Here is a 19,892-nt window from a genome sequence, read left to right as displayed (position 1 = left end):
GACCCCCGTCACGCACGCCGCAGTCGTGGTGTACGGCGGCCCTATCGCCCCATCTCTGCGGTCGGTGGTGCCCCGGCAGTGCGCAACCACTGGCAGTCGTCGCCGCACGTCACAGGGCCTCCCGGAGCATAGCGGTTTCACGCGGAGGGATTATCAGCCCGGCGCCTGGCGTTGGTTGGCGAATCCATGCGCATGCCACACCCGTTCGACGTCGTGCGTGCCGAAAGACGTCCCAAAACCCCCGGAAAGACGGTTAGTCGACGACTTCCGACACATCACAGGACACGGAGAAGCCGGTCAGTCGACAAACCGCCGCACGCGAGGCCGGATAATCCCCCACCTACAGGTCGCACGACACCCCGGACACACCGATCGCGCCACCGGTCACCGGCCTCACGTCCGGCAGAACCGAAATCGCCGCCCACCAACCCGTCTTGCTCGGGTACGTGACGAACGCCATGTGAAGGAGTTTTCCTTCAACGCCTTTGTGTGCCTAGGGCTCGTCTTCGAACGGCGGTTCGTCGAACGGTTCGTCCCCGAAAGGCAGGTCCTCGGGCGGCTGGGCGTCGGACGGGTCCTTCCCCGCGAGCGTGTCCAGGATCTGCTGGCCGTACTTCGCCAGCTTGTTCTCGCCGACGCCGCTGATCGCGGACAGCTCCGCCAGCGTCGACGGCGCGGTCGCGGCGATCTCGCGCAGCGTCGCGTCGTGGAAGATGACGTACGCGGGCACGCCCTGCTCCTTCGCCGTCGCGCCCCGCCACGCGCGCAGCAGCTCGAACACCGGCAGCGCGCCCTCGGGCAGGTCGACCGGCGCGGCCCGCCGCGACTTCCCGGAGCCCGACGCGTCACCCGACTTCGCGCGGGCCCGCTCGGGCTCGCGCCGCAGCATGACCTGGCGGCGGCCGCCGAGCACCTCGCCGCTCTCGTCCGTCAGGACGAGCGTGCCGTAGTCGCCCTCCACCGAGACCAGCCGCTGCGCGAGCAACTGCCGGATCACGCTTCGCCACGCGTTGTCGTCCAGGTCCGCACCGACCCCGAAGACGCTCAGCGTGTCGTGGTCGAACTGGATGACCTTGGCGGTCTTCTTGCCGCGCAGGATGTCGATGACCTGCCCCGCGCCGAACTTCTGCCGCCGCTCGTTGGCCAGCCGCCACACCGTCGACAGCAGCTTCTGCGCGGCGACCGTGCCGTCCCACGACGCCGGCGGCGTCAGGCAGGTGTCGCAGTTCCCGCACGGCTTGCCCGCCTGCCCGAAGTAGGCGAGCAGCTGCACCCGGCGGCACTCGACCGTCTCGCACAGCGCGAGCATCGCGTCCAGGTGCGCCCCGAGCCGGCGGCGGTGCGCCGCGTCCCCCTCGGAGTCGTCGATCATCTTGCGCTGCTGGACGACGTCCTGCAGCCCGTACGCCAGCCACGCCGTGGACGGCAGCCCGTCACGCCCCGCGCGACCGGTCTCCTGGTAGTAGCCCTCGACCGACTTGGGCAGGTCCAGGTGCGCCACGAACCGCACGTCGGGCTTGTCGATCCCCATGCCGAACGCGATCGTCGCCACCATCACGACGCCGTCCTCGCGCAGGAACCGCGCCTGGTTCGCTTCGCGGGTACGGGCATCGAGACCCGCGTGATACGGCAGCGCCGTGATCCCGTTCGCGACCAAGAACTCGGCGGTCTTCTCCACCGACGCACGCGACAGGCAGTACACGATGCCCGCATCGCCCGCGTGCTCGCTGTTCACCAGTTGCAACAACTGCTTCTTCGGATCCTGCTTCGGCACGATCCGGTACTGGATATTGGGCCGGTCAAAGCTGGCCACGAAGTGCCGCGCCTGCTCCAGATTCAGCCGCGCCGCGATCTCCTCATGCGTCGCCGGCGTCGCCGTCGCGGTCAGCGCAACGCGCGGCACCTTCGGCCACCGCTCGTGCAGCTCGGACAACATGAGGTAGTCGGGCCGGAAGTCGTGCCCCCACTGCGCCACACAGTGCGCCTCATCGATCGCGAAGAGCGAGATGGCGCCCCGGTCCAGCAGCCGCACCGTCGCATCAAGCCGCAGCCGCTCCGGCGCCAGGTAGAGCATGTCCAGCTCCCCCGCCAGGAACGCCCCCTCGACCCGCCGCCGCTCCTCAATCCCCTGCGTCGAGTTGAGGAACCCCGCCCGCACCCCCAGCGCCGTCAGCGCGTCCACCTGGTCCTGCATGAGCGCGATCAGCGGCGAGATGACAACGCCCACACCCTCCCGAACCAACGCCGGGATCTGGTAGCACAGCGACTTACCGCCACCAGTAGGCATCAAGACCAGCGCATCGCCACCGGCAACAACGTGCTCGATGATCTCCTGCTGCTCGCCCCGAAACGAGTCATACCCAAACACCCGCTGCAACGTCCGCCGCGCGTCACTGTCCCTGGGGTCCCCCTCGAGCATGCTCACCAATGCAGTCTAAAGAGTCCCACCCGCTCCCCCGGACCACAGAGGAGGATGCGCGCGGCCCGCCCCATTCGATCCGGGACGGCGCGGACCGCGCGCTTCCAGCCATCTGCCGGGGTCTACTGTGCCGCGGCCGGGGGCGGGTGTCGTTGGCATCCAGCGCGGGGATCTTGCACATTCCGTGCGCCGCCGTGATCGCGTTCGCGGTGGCTATGTGGCCTTGCGGGGTGCCGGCTGAGCTTCCCGGTCACGCCGGGGGCGGATGTCGCTCGGGGCGCAGTCGTACGCGCGGCGGAAGGCGCGGCTGAAGTCGCCGAGGCTGCGGAAACCCCAGCGCGCGGCGATCTCACCGATCGTGCGGTGGCCGAGGGCCGGGTCGGCCAGGTCGTCGCGGCAGCGTTCCAGACGGCGGCGGCGGATCTCGGCGGCGACGGTCTCCGGCTGGTCGAGGAACAACGCGTGCAGGGTCCGCACGGAGATGTGGTGGGCGGCCGCGATCGTCGCCGGACGCAGTTCCGGGTCGGCGACGTGGTGGTCGATGAACGCATTGACGCGCGTGCGCAGGACGGTGGTACGGGATTCGGCGGGGACGTCGCGCAGCCGGTCCAGACGGGCCGCGAGGACCGTCGCCGCGAGGTCCGAGCCGATGGCGTCGAGCCGGGCCAACTCGGTCGCGCTGCACCCGTCGGCGGCGGACGGCAGGCCGGTGAGGAAGCCGCCGAGCAACGCCGCCGACCCGGTTCCGCCGGATATGCCTTCGCCCAGCAGTTTGTCCGCGTGCCCGGCGGCGGCCAGGGGCAACATGGTGCGGTTCAGGCGGAGCAGGGTCAGTTCGACCGGCCCGTTCACCTCGAAGAATTCGCAAGACAGGGGGTGCGAGGTGGAGAACAGCACCATGTCTCCCGCCGGAACGCAGGCGACCCGGCGCTGCTGCTCCAGCCGGAACACACCGCTGCGGACGACGACGAGGTAGTAGGCCTCCGGGTCGCGGCGGCGAACCTGCAGCGGGGAGCGTTTGGCGCTCATCGGCGAGAAGGAGAACGTCGTGACCTCGGTGTCGGCGAAGCGCACGGCTTCCGCGACACCGCGGAACCCGTTGCCCGCCGGGCAGCGGATGCTCACCGACACCACCGTCTCGTCCACCATGTCGCCCCACCACGCCAACCGATCGGCGGCGGGCAGCGGATCGGTGCTGATCCGCGAGACCGGGCCTGCGGGATCGATCGCCGAGATGGCGGTGGCATCGACAACGGACATGGGCAAATCGTGCACCAAACGGAGGCCCCGGCGCAGTTGGTGTGCGAGGCCCGTCCGGTGACGCGCCTGGGACCGCGGGGCACTGCCGTTACCCTGTCGGCCCCGGTGCAGCCGATACGAGGAGGAACCATGGCGCGGATGCCGTCGGCCGAACGGCGCCGGCAGCTGGTCGAGGCGGCGGTGCGGGCGATGGCCAGGGACGGTGTGGCCCGGACGACGACGCGGTCGATATGCGCGGAGGCCGGGGTCTCGCTGAGCGTCTTCCACTACTGCTTCGACTCCAAGCAGGCCCTGCTGGAGGCCGTGATCACGTCGATCACCGACACGTTCGTCGCCGATGTGAGTGCGCACGTCGAGCCGAAGGCGACGCTGCGCGAGACGGTCCGGGGCGCCCTCGGCACGTACTGGGAGCATGTGACGGCCCACCCGGCCGAGCACATGCTGACGTACGAGCTCACCCAACACGCCCTGCGCAAGCAGGGGTTCGAGCATCTGGCGCAAGCGCAGTACGAGCAGTACGTGGCCTCGGGGGCCGCCCTTCTCGAACAGGTCTGCGCGGTCTGCGAGATCGAGCCGCGGGTGCCGATGACCGTTCTCGCGCATCTGCTCGCGGCGATGATCGACGGGCTGACGCTGCAGTACCTGGTGCTGGGCGACGAACGGACGGCGGAGGCGCTGCTCGACGCGACGGCCGAGCAGTTCGTGACGTTGCTCGGAGGCTGACAGATCATCAACCCGTGAGGCCGCTCGGAGGCCGACAGATCATCAACAGGTCATTTGACCCGGACTCTTGACTCACTCGGCGATCCCCGCGATTCTCGGGCCGAGCCCCTGTTACCGCAAGAAACACCCGGAGGCCTCAGCCCGGTACCGTCCCCATGACCGGAGGCATCGTTGATCATGCGTCGACCAACACGCAGACGGGGCAGGCGGTTTACCCTCGTCTCGCTCTTCATCGCCCTGGCCGCCGTCGTGTTCGGTGCGGGGCCGGTCCCCGCAGCCGACGGCGGCCCGTGGTGGGAACCCACCGCGCGGCCCGCGCCGGACTCCCAAATCAACGTCACAGGTGCCCCGTTCACGGGCACCGACGCACAGGGAAAGGTGCGCGGCTTCGTCGACGCGCACAACCACCTCATGTCGAACGAGGGCTTCGGCGGCCGCATGATCTGCGGCAAGCCGTTCTCGGACGCGGGCGTCGCCGACGCGCTCAAGGACTGTCCGGAGCACTACCCGGACGGCTCCGGCGCCCTGTTCGAGCACGTCACGGGTGGTGACAACGGCACGCACGACCCGGTCGGCTGGCCCACCTTCAAGGACTGGCCCGCCAACGACTCGATGAGCCACCAACAGGACTACTACGCCTGGATCGAGCGGGCCTGGCGCGGCGGCCAGCGCGTCCTCGTCAACGACCTTGTCACCAACGGGCTGATCTGCTCGCTGCTGCCCCGTGACCGCGGCTGCGACGAGATGGACGCGATCCGTCTCGAGGCCCAAAAGTCCTACGCGATGCAGGACTTCGTCGACAAGATGTACGGCGGCCCCGGCAAGGGCTGGTTCCGCATCGTCCTGAACTCCGCGCAGGCCCGCTCGGTGATCGAGCAGGGCAAGCTGGCGGTCGTGCTCGGCGTCGAGACCTCGGAGCCCTTCGGCTGCAAGCAGATCCTCGACGTCGCCCAGTGCAGCCAGGCCGACATCGACAAGGGCCTCGACGAGCTGTACGGGCTCGGCGTGCGCAGCATGTTCCTCTGCCACAAGTTCGACAACGCCCTGTGCGGCGTGCGGTTCGACAGCGGCACCACCGGAGTGGCCGTGAACGTCGGCCAGTTCCTGTCCACGGGCACCTTCTGGAGCACCGAGCAGTGCGCCGGCCCGCAGAAGGACAACCCGATCGGCCTGGTGGCGCCCCCGGCGATACTCGAGAAGCTGCCGCCCGGAGTGAACATCCCCTTGTACACCTCGGACGCCCAGTGCAACTCCCGCGGCCTGACCCGGCTCGGGGAGTACGCGGTCAAGGGCATGATGAAGCGCGGCATGATGCTCGAGCTCGACCACATGAGCGTCAAGGCCGCCGGGCGCGCCCTGGACATGCTGGAGGCCGAGGAGTACCCGGGCGTCATCTCCAGCCACAGCTGGATGGACCCGGCCTGGACCGAGCGGGTCTACCGGCTCGGCGGTTTCGTCGCCGGGTACATGAACGGCGCCGACGGGTTCGTCGGCGAGGCCACGCAGAACGCGGCGCTCCGCAAGAAGTACGGCGTCGGCCTCGGCTACGGCACCGACTTCAACGGCGTCGGCAGCCACCCGGGCCCGGTCGGCGCGAACGCCCCGAACGCGGTGAAGTACCCCTTCCAGAGCGTCGACGGCGGCTCGGTCATCGACCGGCAGGTCACCGGCGAACGCACCTGGGACCTCAACACCGACGGCGGCGCCCACGTCGGCCTCGTGCCCGACTGGATCGAACAGATCCGCCTCACCCCCGGCGGCCAGGACGTCGTCAACGACCTGACCCACGGCGCGGAGTCCTACCTCACCACCTGGAAGGCGACCGAGAAGCACGAACTCGGCGTCAACCTCGCCGCCGGCCGGCCGGCCTCGGCCTCCACCACCGAGTGGAACCCCTTCTTCAACTACTCCGCGGGCCGCGCCGTCGACGGCGACACCGGCACCCGCTGGGCCAGCTGGTGGTCGGACGACCAGTGGATCCAGGTCGACCTCGGCGCACTGCACCCGGTCGGCCGGGTCACCCTCGACTGGGAGCGCGCCTACGCCCGCGCGTACCGCGTCGAACTGTCCGACGACGGCACCAACTGGCGAACCGCGTGGTCCACAACCACCGGCGACGGCGGCTACGACACCGCCGAATTCGCCTCCCAACAAGCCCGCTACGTCCGAGTCCACTGCCTCACCCGCGGCACCCAGTGGGGCTACTCCCTCTACGAAATGTCGGTCGGCCGCTCCTAGGCCACCCGCACCGATGAGCTGACACAGAACGCTCGGCTGGGGACCCCCCAGCCGAGCGTTCTGCCTGTGCCGGCGGAAGGGTCGGTTGCTCCTGCCGGTCCCGGAGCCCCTTGGCCTTGCGCAACTCCGACTCGATCGCCTGTTCACTGCGCGGTCACATGGCCGTGTCTGGATATCTCCTTCGGGTGGGTGTGCGGGTCGCGGACGTGGAATCAGGTGCGTCGTAGCGGAGTCCGGTTCACGGGGTTTCGGGCAGGACCGGCGGGATGTACTCCTGCGGGACCGGCTCACCCAGAAACTCGTCGGAGGTTTCCTCGACGGCTTCCGGTGCGTTCTTGGAATGCACCTGGAGGTCGACGGTCTGACCGATGGGGTACCAGTACAGCGACAGCGTCATGAACAGGCGCCACATGTCGTTGTTGGCCTCGACGTAGGCGTAGAAGGGCTGTCCCTTGCGCAGCGGCAGGGCGAGGGAGCCGGCGCCTGTGGGGGCCGGGGCGGAGCAACGGTAGTAGTGGCCGTCGGCGAACACCGTCAACCAGCTCGCGACCTCGCTGCTGGCCAGGCCGGTGACGGCGGCGGTCAGGATTCCGTCGGTCGGTGCCGTGGCGTGGAACCAGGTGGAGAACATCGGGACGGTGGTGGTTCGCCAGGAGCGCCGGTAGTGCGCGGTCCCGATCATCTGGGCGGGGCCCTCGAACTTGACCGGTCCGGCTGCCCGGAGGGTCTTGCCGGCGGCGACGGTGACGTCGTTGTTGAAGGCGGCGGCGCCGTTGGCGGTGACCGCTCCGTGCGTGGTGGTCGCTCCGTGCACGGCGAGCGCCGCGTCCACCTTCAGTCCGGCGGGCTGGCTGACCCGGAGGGGGTTGGTGCCCTGGCCCCGAAGCGAGCCCTTCACGGTCAGGGTGGTGGTCTCCTGCCCCGCGACGGTGACGTTGTTGTTGAACGTGCTGGCGCCGTCGACGGTGACCGATCCGGCGCTGGTGACCTTGACCTGCTTGCGGAGTTCGACGTTTCCGTCCGAGACCAGTGACCCGGAGCCGGTCACCTGGAGCGTCTTCTTGAACGTGCCGAGCCCTTCGAAGCTGGCGTCGCCTTGCACGGTCAGGGTCCGGACCACGAGGTCGGGAATGCGTACGGTGACGGCCGTGGTCAGGGTGTGGTGGAGCGTGGTGCCACCGGCGGTGACCTCGGCGCGGAGCATGAACCCGGTGACGGTGGTCAGGCCGCGCGGGGTCGTCCAGGAACGCTCCTTGTCGACGGGGACGCCGCTGTCCGAACCTGCCCAGTGCATCGTGTACTTCGCGTCGGAGCCCTCCCAGTGCAGGACGGCCGCCTCGCCGTTCTCGACCATGATCTTCTCGGGGGCGAAGTTCCGGAAGACGAAGCCGGCCGGGAACTTGTCGACCTCGACGGCGGCGTTCTTGTCGGTGAAGCCGCTGTTGGTCGGGGAGGAGCTTTCGACGATCTCGATGCGGACCTGACCGGCGGTGCGGTTGACCTCGATGCCGGAGAGGGTGAGCGTGACGAGCTGGCCGGTGAACTGCACGGCGCGGGCGGGGGTGAACGTGATGACCGCGAAGCCGCCGGAGACGGCCGGGGCCGAGGGGGTCCAGCCGGTGCTGGCGCCGGTCTTGATGCCGGCGCCGTTGGACGTGAGGTGCTCGGCGCCCGCACCGACCGGAACCCGGACGGTGATCTTGTTGCACCAGGCGGGGGTGGTGATGCCGCCGCCGACGTTGATGTTGACCGCGGCGACCTCGGTCTCCTCCGGGGTGCTGATGCGCAGCGGGTTGGGGTCGGTGGAGGGCTCGTAGGGCAGGAGGTTGGTGGAGTTCACCAGCAGCAGCGACACGGCGAGGCCTTCCGGGCGAGGTGGGAGCGCGGGTGCGGAATCGTCGGCGGGGTCGACGGGTGATGCGGAGGCGGCGGGGCCGGTCGCGGCCCCGCCTGGGCGCGAAGCAGGGGAACTTACCCGCCGGTCGCGTCGAGCAGCAGGTATCCGTACCGCGCCTGCGGCTGGGGGTCGCCGAAGTGCGCCGCCGTGTCGGCGGGCACGATCGGCAGCTCCACCCACGCGGTCTCGGCACCGCGCGGCTCGGCCCAGGACCACTCCCCGTGCCATGAGGCCGGCCGCGGGAGCACGATCCCGGCCGTCGGCGGCTCCTCACCCGCCGCGGCCAGGCGGGGTTCCTCGGCCTTGTCGGCCCGCTCGGGCGCGAGCAGCGGGCCAAGCCGGAAGGACGTCCTGATCCGCCGCACCGCCTCGGACACCAGGGCGTCGGGGAGCTCGAGCCTGGTCACCGGCAGGATGTCGGTGGTCGCGTGCACGGCCGCGTACGGGTCCATCAACAGCGTCAGATGATGCGTCACCGGCTGCTCCGGGGTCCGCGCGGGCACGGCGAGGGCGTGGCCCTTGTCGATCGGGACCAGGTAGTCCCCGCCGCCCTCCGGGAGCACGGCGTGGAAGACGTCGTAGGACGTGTCCTGGTCGGGCCCGGTGGCGCCGGAGAAGTAGCCGATGAGTCCGTCGCCGAGCCGCTTTTCGTTCCCGAGCCGGACCGGCCACCGGTAGCCGTCGTACTCCTCCTCCGATTCGCCGAGCACCTCGTCCCAGCTGGGATTGCTCAGCAGCGGGCCTTCGAGTTCGATGCCCAGGTCGGCGCGGACCAGTGCGAGCGGACGGCCGACAAGTCGCAACGGGGAGCTGTCGTCCTGGGCGGCGTCGTCGAGGATGGTGTCGAGGGTCTTGTCGATGGTCTCGAGGAGTCCGGCGAGTGCCGCGGCGGGCTTGTCCTTCAGCGCCCGGACGAACCCGGCGAGGTGCGGCATGGCGCGTTCGAACTCGACGGCGTCGGGATCGGGGTGCGGCGAGCCGGGCAGCGGAAGCCACACGCTGTCGTCCCGGCCGTCGGTGTCCGTGACGACGCGGAGTTCGCCGAGGCAGACGCCGTCGGGTCCGTGGACGACGAGGGTCTGGTCGAGGTGGTTGAGCAGCAGCCAGCCGGCGAGGGGGTTTTCGAGCGTTGCCGCGCGGGCCATCGGGGAGAGCCGGTTTCCGTCGACCGCGCGCACGGTCTCCAGTCGGACCCGGGCGCCCTGCATGAGGCGTGGGCCGAGCTGGACGAACCGGGCCTGGCCGATGAGGTCTTCGTCGGGCGGGGCGTCGGGCGTGACGCTTTCGCCGAGGGTGAGGGAGACCTGTTCGTAGTTGTTGCTGTTGACGATGTCGTAGGCCTGGCCGAAGCGGTCGACGATGCGCAGGTCGTGGAAGAAGAACTGGCCGGCACGGACCGGCTGGAAGGGCGTTCCGGGGTCGTCGGGGGGCGGTTCGAGCAGGCCGGGGTCGGGGACGCTCTGGATGTCGCCGACGAGCCGGGTGGTGGCCGCGGGCACGTGCACGGTGGTGCGGGCGGCGCCGTCCTGTTGGACGAGCCAGTCGTGGAAGCCGTCGAGGCGTTGGGAGAGCAGGCCGGGGTCGCCGAGTTCCTCGCGCAGCGCGAGCAGGCCGTCGACCGGTGCCGCGGAGTAGGTGTCGAGGTAGCGGTCGATCTGCCTCTGCAGGACGTACGGTGCGCTCGGGGTGAGGAAGGCCCGGTTCTTGAAGGTGAGCCAGCGCAGGTCGGCCTCGCCGTTACCCCGCTGGGCGCCTTCACCGGACCATTCGTAGCGGCTTCCGTTGAAGGTCCAGTAGGTGGTCTCGTCGGCCTGGTAGGGCGTGGGGCAGTACTTGACTTCATACTCGAGGTGCATGGGCAGCCAGGGTTGGCGCCACTGAGCGGCGTATTCGGGGACAGGCCCGACAACGGAGCCGGAGTCGGCCAGTGCGGCCGGGAGCGCGCCGGGCACCCGGGCCGCCAGGTCGAGCAGAGCGAACTCGGCGAGCAACGGCGTGCAGGCGGCGGGAAGTCCGGTCAGGCCGGGGGTGGGCGGGGTGGTGGGCCGGTCGATCCACTGCCCGTCCACTTTGATCCGCGTGAGCAGACCCTCGGGGAGGCGGCAGGGCAGCGGGGTGTCGCGGGTGAGCGGTTCCTTGGCGCCGGTGTCCTTGATGAGCACCACCGGGTCGGCGGGGCGGTAGTAGGACTCGCGGGCGGTGCGTTCCAGCTGGTACTTCGGGTCGAGGCCGCGTTCGGCGGCATAGGCGTCGACTGCGGCCCGGAGTTCCTCCGGGGTGGCGCCGGTGGGCAGTTGCCGGGCCAGGACGAACTGCTCGTCGAGCAGTTGGGCGGTGCTCCGGGCGAGGCTGCCTTCGCGTTGCTCGTCGAGTTCCAGGTCGGCCCGGGCGTCGAAGCCCTCGGGGTGTTCGGGGGTGAAGGCCGGCACCGGCTTGTGGCGCAGCCACCAGATGTTCCACAGGCGTTGCCGGGCGCGGCGCAGCCGGGGGGTGAGTTCGTCGTATTGCCGCTGTGTGCCGTTGAGTTGGGCGAGCCACGCCGGTTCCGGAGGTGGGGGCGGGAGTTCGGCGTCGCCTTCGACGGGGCGGGCGGTCACCTTCCAGACGTGGCCTCCGTCGGATCCGGAGAACCAGGAGTGGTGGGTGACGGTGTCGAGGTCTTCCTCGCCGTCGGCGGTGTCGAGGGTTTCGAGGGTGCCCTGGAAGAGCGAGCGCACGAGGTCGCCGGTGCGGGCGGACCGGGTCTGGCGGGCGGCCAGCCGGCCCAGGGCCTCGGCGCTGCTGCTGCCCAGCGTGAGGATTTCGCTGAGCTGGATGTTGCTGGGCTTGTCGGATTCGGGTGTGACGCCTTCGCGTTCCCACTTGATGCCGAGCGCCGAGCCGCTGTAGAGGGTGCGCTCCAAGGCACCGGGGACGGTGCCGGCGGGGACGGACCAGCCGAGGGCCTCGAGGAGGTCGGCCGTTCCCTCGGCGTCCGGCGGGAGCAGGCCCGGCACGGAGGCGGCGGTGGTGAGGTAGTCGAGTTCGTCGTCGCTGTACCAGCCGACGACGAAGTAGCTCAGCGTCGCGTCCGGCGGGTAGTTGTCCAGCGCGCCCTTGAGGTCGTCGAGGGTGTCGTGGAGGGAGAACACGTCTTTGTTGTAGGGCTGGTAGACCGCGAACCCGGGCAGGCCGGGACCGGCCGCCGTGAGGTGCGGCGGCTGGGGTGCCGGTTCGGTCCACGGCCCGTCGGCCAGCGCATGGCGGCGGCCGAGGAAGGTCAGCCGGAGCTTCTCGCCCTCCGGCGAGTCGGGGTCCGGGTGTTTGTTGGTGCCGTAGACGTCGTTGCCGTCGGCGTCCTGGACGGGGCGGCTCTCCAGGTAGTCGCTCTGTACGATCCACCCGGCGGCCGTCCGCTCCGGCGACGCTGCGGTGGTGCTGTAGCGGACGACCAGCCACCGGTTGGGCACGAACGGGAAGGTCGTCTCGCCGGTGGTCTGGTCGTAGTGCCCGTCGGCCAGCGCCTCGGGCAGCTGCCACTGGACGTAGACGCCCTCGCTCTCCGGGCCCATGGTCTCGGTGCCGACACCGGGGGCCGGTTCCGCGCCGGTGCCTTCGTCCAGCATGGCGTCGAAGTTCGGCGTCCACCGGTTGAAGGTCTCGGCGGTGCGCACCAGCCGGTTGACGACCAGGGCGTTCACCTTGACGGGGACGATGAGGTCCGTGGCGGTCATCGGGTGCTCTCCGTCCGGGTGGGGCTGTCCGCGGGGGCCATGCCGGGGCTGAGGATTTCCTGTTGCAGCGGGGCGTTGACGAACTCCAGGGCGAGTTGCCCGGGGTCGAGGTCGTCGAGGCCGAGGGCCCGGGCGAGGGCGGGTACGAGGCCGCCTTCGCCGAACATCCGCAGCACGGCGGGTCCGTCCGCGGCGGCCGGACGCAGGTGGAGGTCGAAAAGGCTGCCGGTGGCGGGGTAGTACGTCTCCAGCGGGGTGCCGATCGGCGGGTCGGCGGTCAGGCTGCGCAGGCCGAGCCGGTTGCCGGCGTCGATGCCGTAGTGGATGCCCTGGCCGGGTTCGCGGATGACGACCTTGTCGGGCACGCCGTCCCAGAGCACCAGAAGGATCTTCGTGTCCGGCTTGGCGCGGCGCAGTTCGGTGAGGACGGTTCCGTCTGCGAGGAACGCCGTGATCCTGATGTCCGGCCAGGCGGGGACGAGTTCGGAGTGGATGAGCAGTCCGCCGGCGGCCGCGGCACCGCGCCGCCGGGCGGTGGCCCGGTTGAGTTCGGGGGCGAGGCGGGTGTCGATGGAGGTGTGCACGCCGACGTCGGCTGCTCCGGCGACCAGGGCGTCGAGCCAGCCGGGGTCGAGACGGAACATCCGCAGGGATTCGGAGGGCAGCATGCGCGGGTCGGGCACGAGATGGTTGAACGGCACGCCCTGGAGCAGGCCGAGTCGGGCCTGCCAGGCGGCGATGCTCTCCGCGTTGCGTTCGGCGGTGGTCCGCAGCAGGGAGAGGTTGCGCTCTTCGCTCAGCGCAGACCTGAGCTGAGCGCGTGGCGCTGTCGGCGGTGCCGTCCTGCGCCCCGCGGTGTCCGGAAGCTGACGGCTTTTCAGGCCGGTGCTGAGGTGCTCCCGGAAGCCGCTGGAGGCGAGTTCGCGGAGCGCGCCGAGCGCGGGCGGGGCGTCGGGGTCGGCGGAGGCGCGGGACGGGTCCGCAGCCTGTGCCATCAATGTCGTGGCGCGGTTGGCGAGTTCGCGACGGGCCCGACTGACGGCGGTGGTGTAGTCGGGGTCCGCGAGGCCGATGGTTCGGCCGAGGGTCCAGGCCGCGGCGTAGCTGACGTCGAACAGGCCGTGCTCGGGTTCGTAGATGAGCGCGTGGTCGGCGGTGGTGTGCGGGCCTGGCTCCTGGTCGGAGGGGAGTTCGTGGGCGCCGACGGGCGTGGCCGGCCCGCGGTACCAGGCGTACGTGCGTTCGCCGGACAGCGTGAGGTGCGGGACGGCGGTGTAACCGCGGCTGAGCCGGTCGCGGACGTACTCGTCCTCGGCGTCCGCGTCCGCCGACGCGTCCACGGGCAGCCGCAGGGCGAGCTGTTCGGGGTCCTCGGCGCCGGGAGCGACGAGGTTCTCCAGCAGCGCGCCGGGATCGGCGGCGGGCCCGTCGCTGCTGGTGAAGGTCCAGCTGTGCAGCGAGCACAGGCGGACGGCGGCGGTGCCGGGCGGGAGGCCGCCGGACAACCGGCCTTCGAAGCCTTCGAGGGAGACGAGGTGGACGGCGTAGTTGCCGGGGGTACGCGGGAAGCGGTTGGCGTTGACGACCGAGTAGTCCCCCACCTCGAGGACTTCGCCGTCGGCGCGCGACTGGGCCGCGTCGGTGACCTTGCGGACGTGGGCGAGGTAGTACAGCTCGTCGTGGTGCGGGACGACCGCGGTGAAGAGGTCCGCCGGGACGTCGACGGTCTGGCACTTGCTCTGCGCTTCCGCGTCGGAAACGCCGCCGGACGGCAGGTTCGGGCCTTCGACTCCGTCTTCGGCGGGGTCGCGGAGTTCGGCGACGGTGCGCAGCACGGTGGCGCCGACGGCGGCGGGGTCGCCGGGGAGTTCGTTCTCGCCGAAGACCAGCAGGGCCAGCCAGGGCGGTCGGGCATCGGGTCGGTCGGCGTCCCGGGTTCCGGCGAGATTGCGCTCCCAGGGCAGGATCGACCGGTTGAGAGTGATGTGCGGCAGGGTCCTGGTGTACGAGGCGGTGCTGCCGGGCGGCGGGTAAAGGGCGTGCACCGAGGCCTCGTTGAGCACGAAGCGGACGGCCCTGATCTCGAAGGTCTCCTCGGACGGCGGCAGCCTGTCTTCGTCGTCCAGGTCGCCGTCGGCATCGGTGAGGGTGTTCATGACCTCGACCCGGTACCTGCCCGGGGTGGCGCGCGGGATCAGGTGGTCGAGGAAGTGGATCCGCAGATCCGGTTCGGTGGTCACAGTCCGGTCACCTCGTCGCGGTGGTGGTCAGGGGCGGGGTGGTCAGGCTGCGGCCGGCGAGGTCGGCGTAGCCGGTGAGCGGGCTGTCGGTGTCCGGCCCCGTCCCCGCGCCGAGCCGGGCGAGGGCACGGTGCGCGGCGCCGCGGCGGGCGGCGACGGCGGGGTCGGCGACCGTGTCGACGACGGTCCTGATGCTCTGCGGGTCGGCGACGGGCGCGGGCCCGGCGGCATCCGCGACCCGGAGCGGCATGCGGCCGTCGGGGAGTCCGTCGTACGACAGCGCCTGGGAGGTGACCGGTCCGGTGTCGGTGCCGTAGTCGGGCGGCGGGAGGGTGATCTTCAGCCCGGTGTAGCGGCCTTCGAGCAACTGCTCGCCCTTGAGCGCGTCGCCGGGTTTGGCCAGCGGTTTGCCCCACAGACCCGGGGCTACGCTCCCGGTGACTTCCTTGACCGTCCAATAGTGCTCGACCGGGTCGAAGGGGGCCGTGTCCTTGGTGACGGTCACCCGGTGGGCGGAGGTGACGCCGGTCTTGCGCATGGGCCGGATGTCGATCGTGCCCTCGTTGGACTGCTTGATCAGCCGGTCGTTGAGGTACAGGTGCGAGGCGGGGATGCCGGCCTCGGTGGTGAAGCTGAACCCGGCCGAGGAGACGAGTGTGGGTTCCTTGGTGGCCGCGCGCCGGACGATCTCCTCCTGGTCGATGTCGGTGAGGAGGCCTTCGTTGGCGGCGACCCGGACCGGGGCGGGGATCTGGGCGCGGAACTCGGGCCAGTCCACGCTGGGGGTGCTGTCCCGGGAGGAGCCGAAGCCGAAGCTGAAGGAGATGAACCAGAGTTTGACCGTGGCGCGGCCGCCGAAGGGCGGCAGCCACAGATGCAGGTCGATGCCGACTTCAACGGAGATCCGGACCCGGACGAACCACACCTTGACGGTGGCCGCGACGCCGATGCTGATGCCGAGGCTGACGTCGAGGTAGAAGGGCTTCCACTGGACCAGCACGTCGAGGTGCGCGGTGAACCAGGCGGAGAAGACGCCCTTGTCGTACACCGCCGCCAGGCGTCCGCCGAACATGAACGCGGCCGGGGTGATGGCGGCGTAGGCCTCGGCGCGGACGGTGATGTCGCTCGCCGGGGACCACACGATCCCGAGGCGCTTGGGGTTGGGGTAGTGCACGGGGACGTTGTAGCTCGGGTGGTAGCCGCCGAGGCTGATGGCGAAGTCCCCCGCGCGTCCGCCGCCGGTCCACACGTACACGGCGATTCCGCCGGTGAGTTCGATCGACGGGTCCAGCACGTAGCTGCCGGGCAGGAGGGCCGCGTCCATGGACAGGCAGTGCGCGGCGGAGTCGAACCCCAGGCTCAGGCCGATGTTCACCTTGGCGACCGAGCGGGCAGCGGGATTGACGTTGCGCGGCAGGCTGACGGAGGTGCGGCCGAGCAGCATGGCCTTGACCGAGTCGCCCAGTTCGAGGACGGCCAGGGCTTTGGTCTCGATGAAGCCGAAGCTGGTGAACTTCACGCCGGCGGCGATCCAGTACTGCCCCTGTTGGGGACGGATCCAGCCGGTGGGGCCGGTGAGTGCTTTGAGCGCGTCCTCGGGGGTGTACGGGGTCGGAGCGGGCATGCCGGGCAGTGCCTGGGCCGCGTCCAACCGTGCCACCAGCGGGAATTCGGCGATCTCGGCGCCGTCGGGGACCTTCTTGAACGAGCTGTTGACGCCGAATCCGGCGGAGAAACCGGTGACGGTGAACGGCGGCGGGCCGAACAGTGAGGCACCGCCGATGAGAGAGGCCTCGCCGTAGATGAAGACCGAGTGCCAGCCTTCGGTGCTGCGGGCCCAGAGCGCCTGGGCGCCGATTTGGACCGCCATCGCCTTGACCAGGAGCAGTCCGGCGAGTTGGAAGTCCAGGGCGGGGTCGTCGGGTTCGCGGTTGCTCAGGCCGCCGCTGATGCCGATGAGCCCGTCAGCCGCGGTGGCCTCGATGGCCATGCCGTGCAGGAACGGCAGCAGCGGGAAGCCGCCGCTCATGCCGACGTAGAAGCCGAGCCCGGCGACCTCCCAGGTGAGCGCGCCGATCGTGACCTGGCCTTGGAGCTCGATCAGCAGGCCCTTTTTGAAGTCGTAACGCACCACGATCGCCGCGAGGTACACCGGGCCCAGTGGCTTGCCGATCGCAAAGGTGTGCTCGAGTTTCGGCTTCTCCTTACCCTCCGGCTCCGGCCCGAACTTGGGCGGCACGGTGATCACCAGTGCCGGGCTCGGCGTGCCCATGACCGACAAATAGACCGCCGCGTTCACGCCCTTGGTGAGCGGGACTCCGGCCGCCTCGTTGGCCGTCGGCAGCTGCTGGAGCGGGCCGAGGTTGTACTCCGTGATGACCCGGTTGATCTTCGTGACGTCCTCGGCGCTGAGGTTCTTCTCGGAGATGTACATGATCTGGAGGGCGGGCATGGACAGCAGTCCGTTGCCGATCATCGGACCCACCAGCGGCAACCCCGCGGCGTCCCAGTCGGTGCGGACGCGGAGCATGGCGACGGTGGTGGCCTTGACCTTGCCGTCCTGACCGGTGCGGCCGAGCACCGTGGTGCGCAGCACCAGCACCTCGACCGGGTTCGCCCCGGTGCCTTGGTCGAGCGGCGCGCCGGCGGTGACCATCACGTTGTCGGTCTTGCCCATGGGGTGCTGGTGGAGCTGGATCTCCTCCAGCCACTCGACCAGCGGCCCGGGCAGTTCGACGTCGTACTCACCGAGCGCTTCGAGCAGCGGGGCCACCAGCACCGGCCGGCCTTCGACGGCATGGGCCGCGCCGATGGAGTCCTTGCGCAGTTCGGCGCGGAACTCGACGGACTTGTCGACGGCGCTGCCGAGGTGGAACGCGGCCCAAGGACCGGCCGCGGGGCACTCTCCGGCCTCGGCGGCGGCCGCGCCGGCGGCGAGCAGGAGGCGAAGGTCCCGGCCACGCGGGGCGAGTTCGGTCAGGTCGACGCGCGAGACGGCCGTCTCGAGCAGCCAGGTGGCGGGCCTGGCCTCGAAGAGCAGCCCTGTGACCGCGCTGCCGGAGGAGAAGAAGCGGGCGGTGGCGGGCATTTCCTGCCCCGCGAAGGCAACGGTGCCGGTCACCGCCAGCCCCACGGAATCCGCCGTCGCCTGCCCGAGCGTCAGCACACCGCCCGGGAAGTGCTCGAACGTCCCGGAATCCCCCGCCAGCCCCAGCCGCCCGGTATCGAGCTCGAAGCCGCCGGAACCCCCGGACGGGAACAGCGCACGCAGTTGGTCGACCGTCATTGCCATGAAGACCCCCGGCTGTGGACATGGCTGTGCGGCGCCTCCGCTGACCTGCGGGGCTCCGGTGTCGATACGGATACAGAAAGTAGGCGACCGCCACCTGGGCCGAGTAGCCGTGGCTTCCCGCCACCGTCGCCATCCAGCCGTCCTGGCCGAACAACGAGAAAGTACGCACCAATTACCCCGTTTGCTCCGGTAATCAGCCTCCCGCATCAAGGGATTCCAGCCAACCGGTCGCCTGCCCGAAGGCAACCGTCCGGTTGAATCATTGTTCGGAGAAGGCGCTCAACCTGCCCCAATGCAGCGAATATGCAGCCCTTCCGAACCCATCGCGCGATCCAGCCATGATCAAAGAATGTCCGGAATATCAGCGGATGGCTGGCCAGATCACCCCCCTGAGACGCCAACTCGGCGACCTGCACGAAGAGGGCTTCGCACACCAGAACGCAACCGCCCGCGCCACCACCCGGGCGAACGACTCACAGGCGGGGACCAAGAGGTGACCGACAGACACAGCCCCAGAAACGACAAACACCCGCCCCGGCCGAAGCCGAGCACGGGTGCCAATCGATGCCGCCCCGAAACCGAGGCTCGTGGGGCGATCTTGTGTCCGAGGGGGGACTTGAACCCCCATGCCCTTGCGGGCACTAGCACCTCAAGCTAGCGCGTCTGCCTATTCCGCCACCCGGACGTGACATGCGGTTGGGGCCGCGTGTCTGGAGATAACGATACCAAGATTCGGATGGTGCTCGCGACGAGGTATCGGGTGGGGGGGGGGTTGGGTGACGGGGTGGGTGCGGAGGGTGAGGGTCAGGTGTAGTAGACGCGGGTGCCTGGGGGGAGGTCGGGCATGGGGGTGCCGAAGTTTTGGGTCCAGTAGATGCGGTACGAGCCGCCGTAGGCGATGCCGATGCCGATCTGGGTGAGTTCCGGGGTGAGGATGTTGGCGCGGTGGCCGGGGCTGTTCATCCAGCCGTCGACGACGTCGGCGGGGGTGGGTTGGCCTGCGGCGATGTTCTCGGCGCAGCGGGAGTAGGCGTAGCCGGCGGCGCGGATGCGGTCGGCGGGTTTGCGGCCGTCGAGGCTGTCGTGTTCGAAGTAGTCGCGGGCGGCCATGTCGGCGCTGTGGGCCTGGGCGGAGGCGGTCAGGCGGGGTTCGGCGGCCAGGGGTGGGAGGCCGTGGGCGGCGCGGGCGGCGTTGGTGAGGGTGATGACCTCGGCGCGGAGGGGGTCCAGGGAGGACGGGGCGGGTGGGGCTGCGGGGGTTGGTGGGGTGGGGGGTGTGGCGAGGGGGCTCGCGCCGGGGGTGAAGGGGTTCGCGCCGCCGCCGGGTGGGGTGTAGGTGGGGGTGGCGGGTGAGGGGGCGGAGGGGGCGGACGGGGTCGAGGGGGGTGCGGTGAAGGGGGTGGCGCCCGGGATGGGGATCGGGGCGTATTCGGGGGCCGGGAGGGGTGGCGGGGTGGGCTCGTCGATGACGTCGACGCCGAAGTCGCGGGCGATGCCGGCGAGGCCGTCGGCGTAGCCCTGGCCGAGGGCGCGGATCTTCCAGATGCCGTTGCGGAGGTAGATCTCGGCGAGGAGGAGGACGGTCTCGCGGGTCACCGGGGGTGGGGTGAAGCGGGCTGCGGTGTTGTCGGGGTGGGTGGTGACGATGAGGGTCGGGGTGGGCAGGCTGCCGAGGGTCGCGCGGGTGTCGGCCGGGCTGACGGCGAGGGTGACGCGGGTGGCGCCTCGGCGGAGGCGGGGCGGGTCGACGACGGCCGTGGTCGCGTCGCGGAGGAGGACGCCGGGGGCGGTCGTCTGGTTGAAGAAGACGAAGTCGGCGTCGCCCGTGACGCGGTTGTCGTCGCCGGTGATAAGGAGCGAGAGGTCGTACGGGCCGGGCACGCGGAGGGTGAGGGTGCCGGTGGGGAGCGCTCGGTTCGCTCCTGCGCTCAGCTCGGTCACGGAGTCTCCCGTTCGTTTCGGGCTTGCGGGGTGCTGTCGTCCTGGACGACGGGCCGTGCGGTGTCGCCGCGGCGACGGGCCGCCTGGTGGGTGGGCTTTGCCTGGAGAGAACGCCGGAGGGGGTGGGTTGGTTCACGCCGTCCGGAGGATCTCACTGACGTGGCGTCAG

At 70.3% G+C, this 19,892-nt stretch carries 9 protein-coding genes and 1 tRNA gene; 2 read left to right on the top strand and 8 right to left on the bottom strand.

Annotation, left to right across the window (positions count from 1 at the left end; translation table 11 throughout):
• Positions 1-493 precede the first annotated feature (493 nt).
• Together recQ and QI554_RS28245 are read right to left on the bottom strand one after the other, a co-directional pair.
• The gene (gene recQ, locus QI554_RS28250) at positions 494-2,419 is read right to left on the bottom strand and encodes a DNA helicase RecQ (RefSeq protein WP_281473730.1); all 1,926 of its coding nucleotides are present in this window, start codon (positions 2,417-2,419) and stop codon (positions 494-496) included.
• A 213-nt stretch (positions 2,420-2,632) separates the two neighbouring features.
• Positions 2,633-3,679, bottom strand: a complete 1,047-nt coding sequence (locus QI554_RS28245; protein WP_281473635.1) for an AraC-like ligand-binding domain-containing protein — start codon at positions 3,677-3,679, stop codon at positions 2,633-2,635.
• Positions 3,680-3,808: 129 nt separating this feature from the next.
• Between QI554_RS28245 and QI554_RS28240 the strand changes: the two genes are divergently transcribed.
• Both QI554_RS28240 and QI554_RS28235 read left to right on the top strand, forming a co-directional pair.
• Complete coding sequence (locus tag QI554_RS28240) at positions 3,809-4,402, top strand: TetR/AcrR family transcriptional regulator (protein ID WP_281473633.1); 594 nt, start codon at positions 3,809-3,811, stop codon at positions 4,400-4,402.
• Between the two features lie 177 nt (positions 4,403-4,579).
• Positions 4,580-6,640 (top strand): discoidin domain-containing protein, encoded by a 2,061-nt coding sequence (locus tag QI554_RS28235; RefSeq protein WP_281473631.1) that lies wholly within the window; start codon positions 4,580-4,582, stop codon positions 6,638-6,640.
• Between the two features lie 238 nt (positions 6,641-6,878).
• Here QI554_RS28235 and QI554_RS28230 read toward each other — a convergent pair whose 3' ends face one another.
• The 6 genes from QI554_RS28230 to QI554_RS28205 all read right to left on the bottom strand — a co-directional run bounded on the left by QI554_RS28230 (position 6,879) and on the right by QI554_RS28205 (position 19,723).
• Positions 6,879-8,495 carry a hypothetical protein gene (locus QI554_RS28230; RefSeq protein WP_281473629.1) on the bottom strand — a complete coding sequence of 539 codons (1,617 nt, stop codon included), beginning with the start codon at positions 8,493-8,495 and terminating at the stop codon, positions 6,879-6,881.
• Between the two features lie 116 nt (positions 8,496-8,611).
• Complete coding sequence (locus QI554_RS28225; RefSeq protein ID WP_281473628.1) at positions 8,612-12,250, bottom strand: hypothetical protein; 3,639 nt, start codon at positions 12,248-12,250, stop codon at positions 8,612-8,614.
• Positions 12,247-14,490 carry a hypothetical protein gene (locus QI554_RS28220; protein ID WP_281473626.1) on the bottom strand — a complete coding sequence of 748 codons (2,244 nt, stop codon included), beginning with the start codon at positions 14,488-14,490 and terminating at the stop codon, positions 12,247-12,249. The genes QI554_RS28225 and QI554_RS28220 overlap by 4 nt, the downstream gene beginning before the upstream one ends.
• Positions 14,491-14,497: 7 nt before the next feature.
• Positions 14,498-17,782, bottom strand: coding sequence for a DUF6603 domain-containing protein (locus QI554_RS28215; RefSeq protein WP_281473624.1), 3,285 nt, complete (start codon positions 17,780-17,782; stop codon positions 14,498-14,500).
• 601 nt (positions 17,783-18,383) lie between these two features.
• Positions 18,384-18,467: transfer RNA gene (locus QI554_RS28210), tRNA-Leu, on the bottom strand.
• 119 nt (positions 18,468-18,586) lie between these two features.
• Entirely contained in the window at positions 18,587-19,723 is a 1,137-nt protein-coding gene (locus QI554_RS28205) for a CAP domain-containing protein (protein ID WP_281473622.1), read from the bottom strand.
• Between the last annotated feature and the right edge of the window lie 169 nt (positions 19,724-19,892).

It is taken from the genome of Yinghuangia seranimata, from assembly GCF_029953285.1.
Taxonomy (GTDB): domain Bacteria; phylum Actinomycetota; class Actinomycetes; order Streptomycetales; family Streptomycetaceae; genus Yinghuangia; species Yinghuangia seranimata.
The sequence above is the reverse complement of the archived record's forward strand: the minus strand, read 5'-3'. Positions and strand labels throughout refer to the sequence as shown.

What these genes read in the sequence shown, in the direction of transcription:
- QI554_RS28225 (WP_281473628.1), bottom strand. Translation starts at nt 12,250, where the DNA reads ATGACCGCCACGGACCTCATCGTCCCCGTCAAGGTGAACGCCCTGGTC.
- QI554_RS28245 (WP_281473635.1), bottom strand. Translation starts at nt 3,679, where the DNA reads ATGTCCGTTGTCGATGCCACCGCCATCTCGGCGATCGATCCCGCAGGC.
- QI554_RS28240 (WP_281473633.1), top strand. Translation starts at nt 3,809, where the DNA reads ATGGCGCGGATGCCGTCGGCCGAACGGCGCCGGCAGCTGGTCGAGGCG.
- QI554_RS28215 (WP_281473624.1), bottom strand. Translation starts at nt 17,782, where the DNA reads ATGGCAATGACGGTCGACCAACTGCGTGCGCTGTTCCCGTCCGGGGGT.
- recQ (WP_281473730.1), bottom strand. Translation starts at nt 2,419, where the DNA reads ATGCTCGAGGGGGACCCCAGGGACAGTGACGCGCGGCGGACGTTGCAG.
- QI554_RS28235 (WP_281473631.1), top strand. Translation starts at nt 4,580, where the DNA reads ATGCGTCGACCAACACGCAGACGGGGCAGGCGGTTTACCCTCGTCTCG.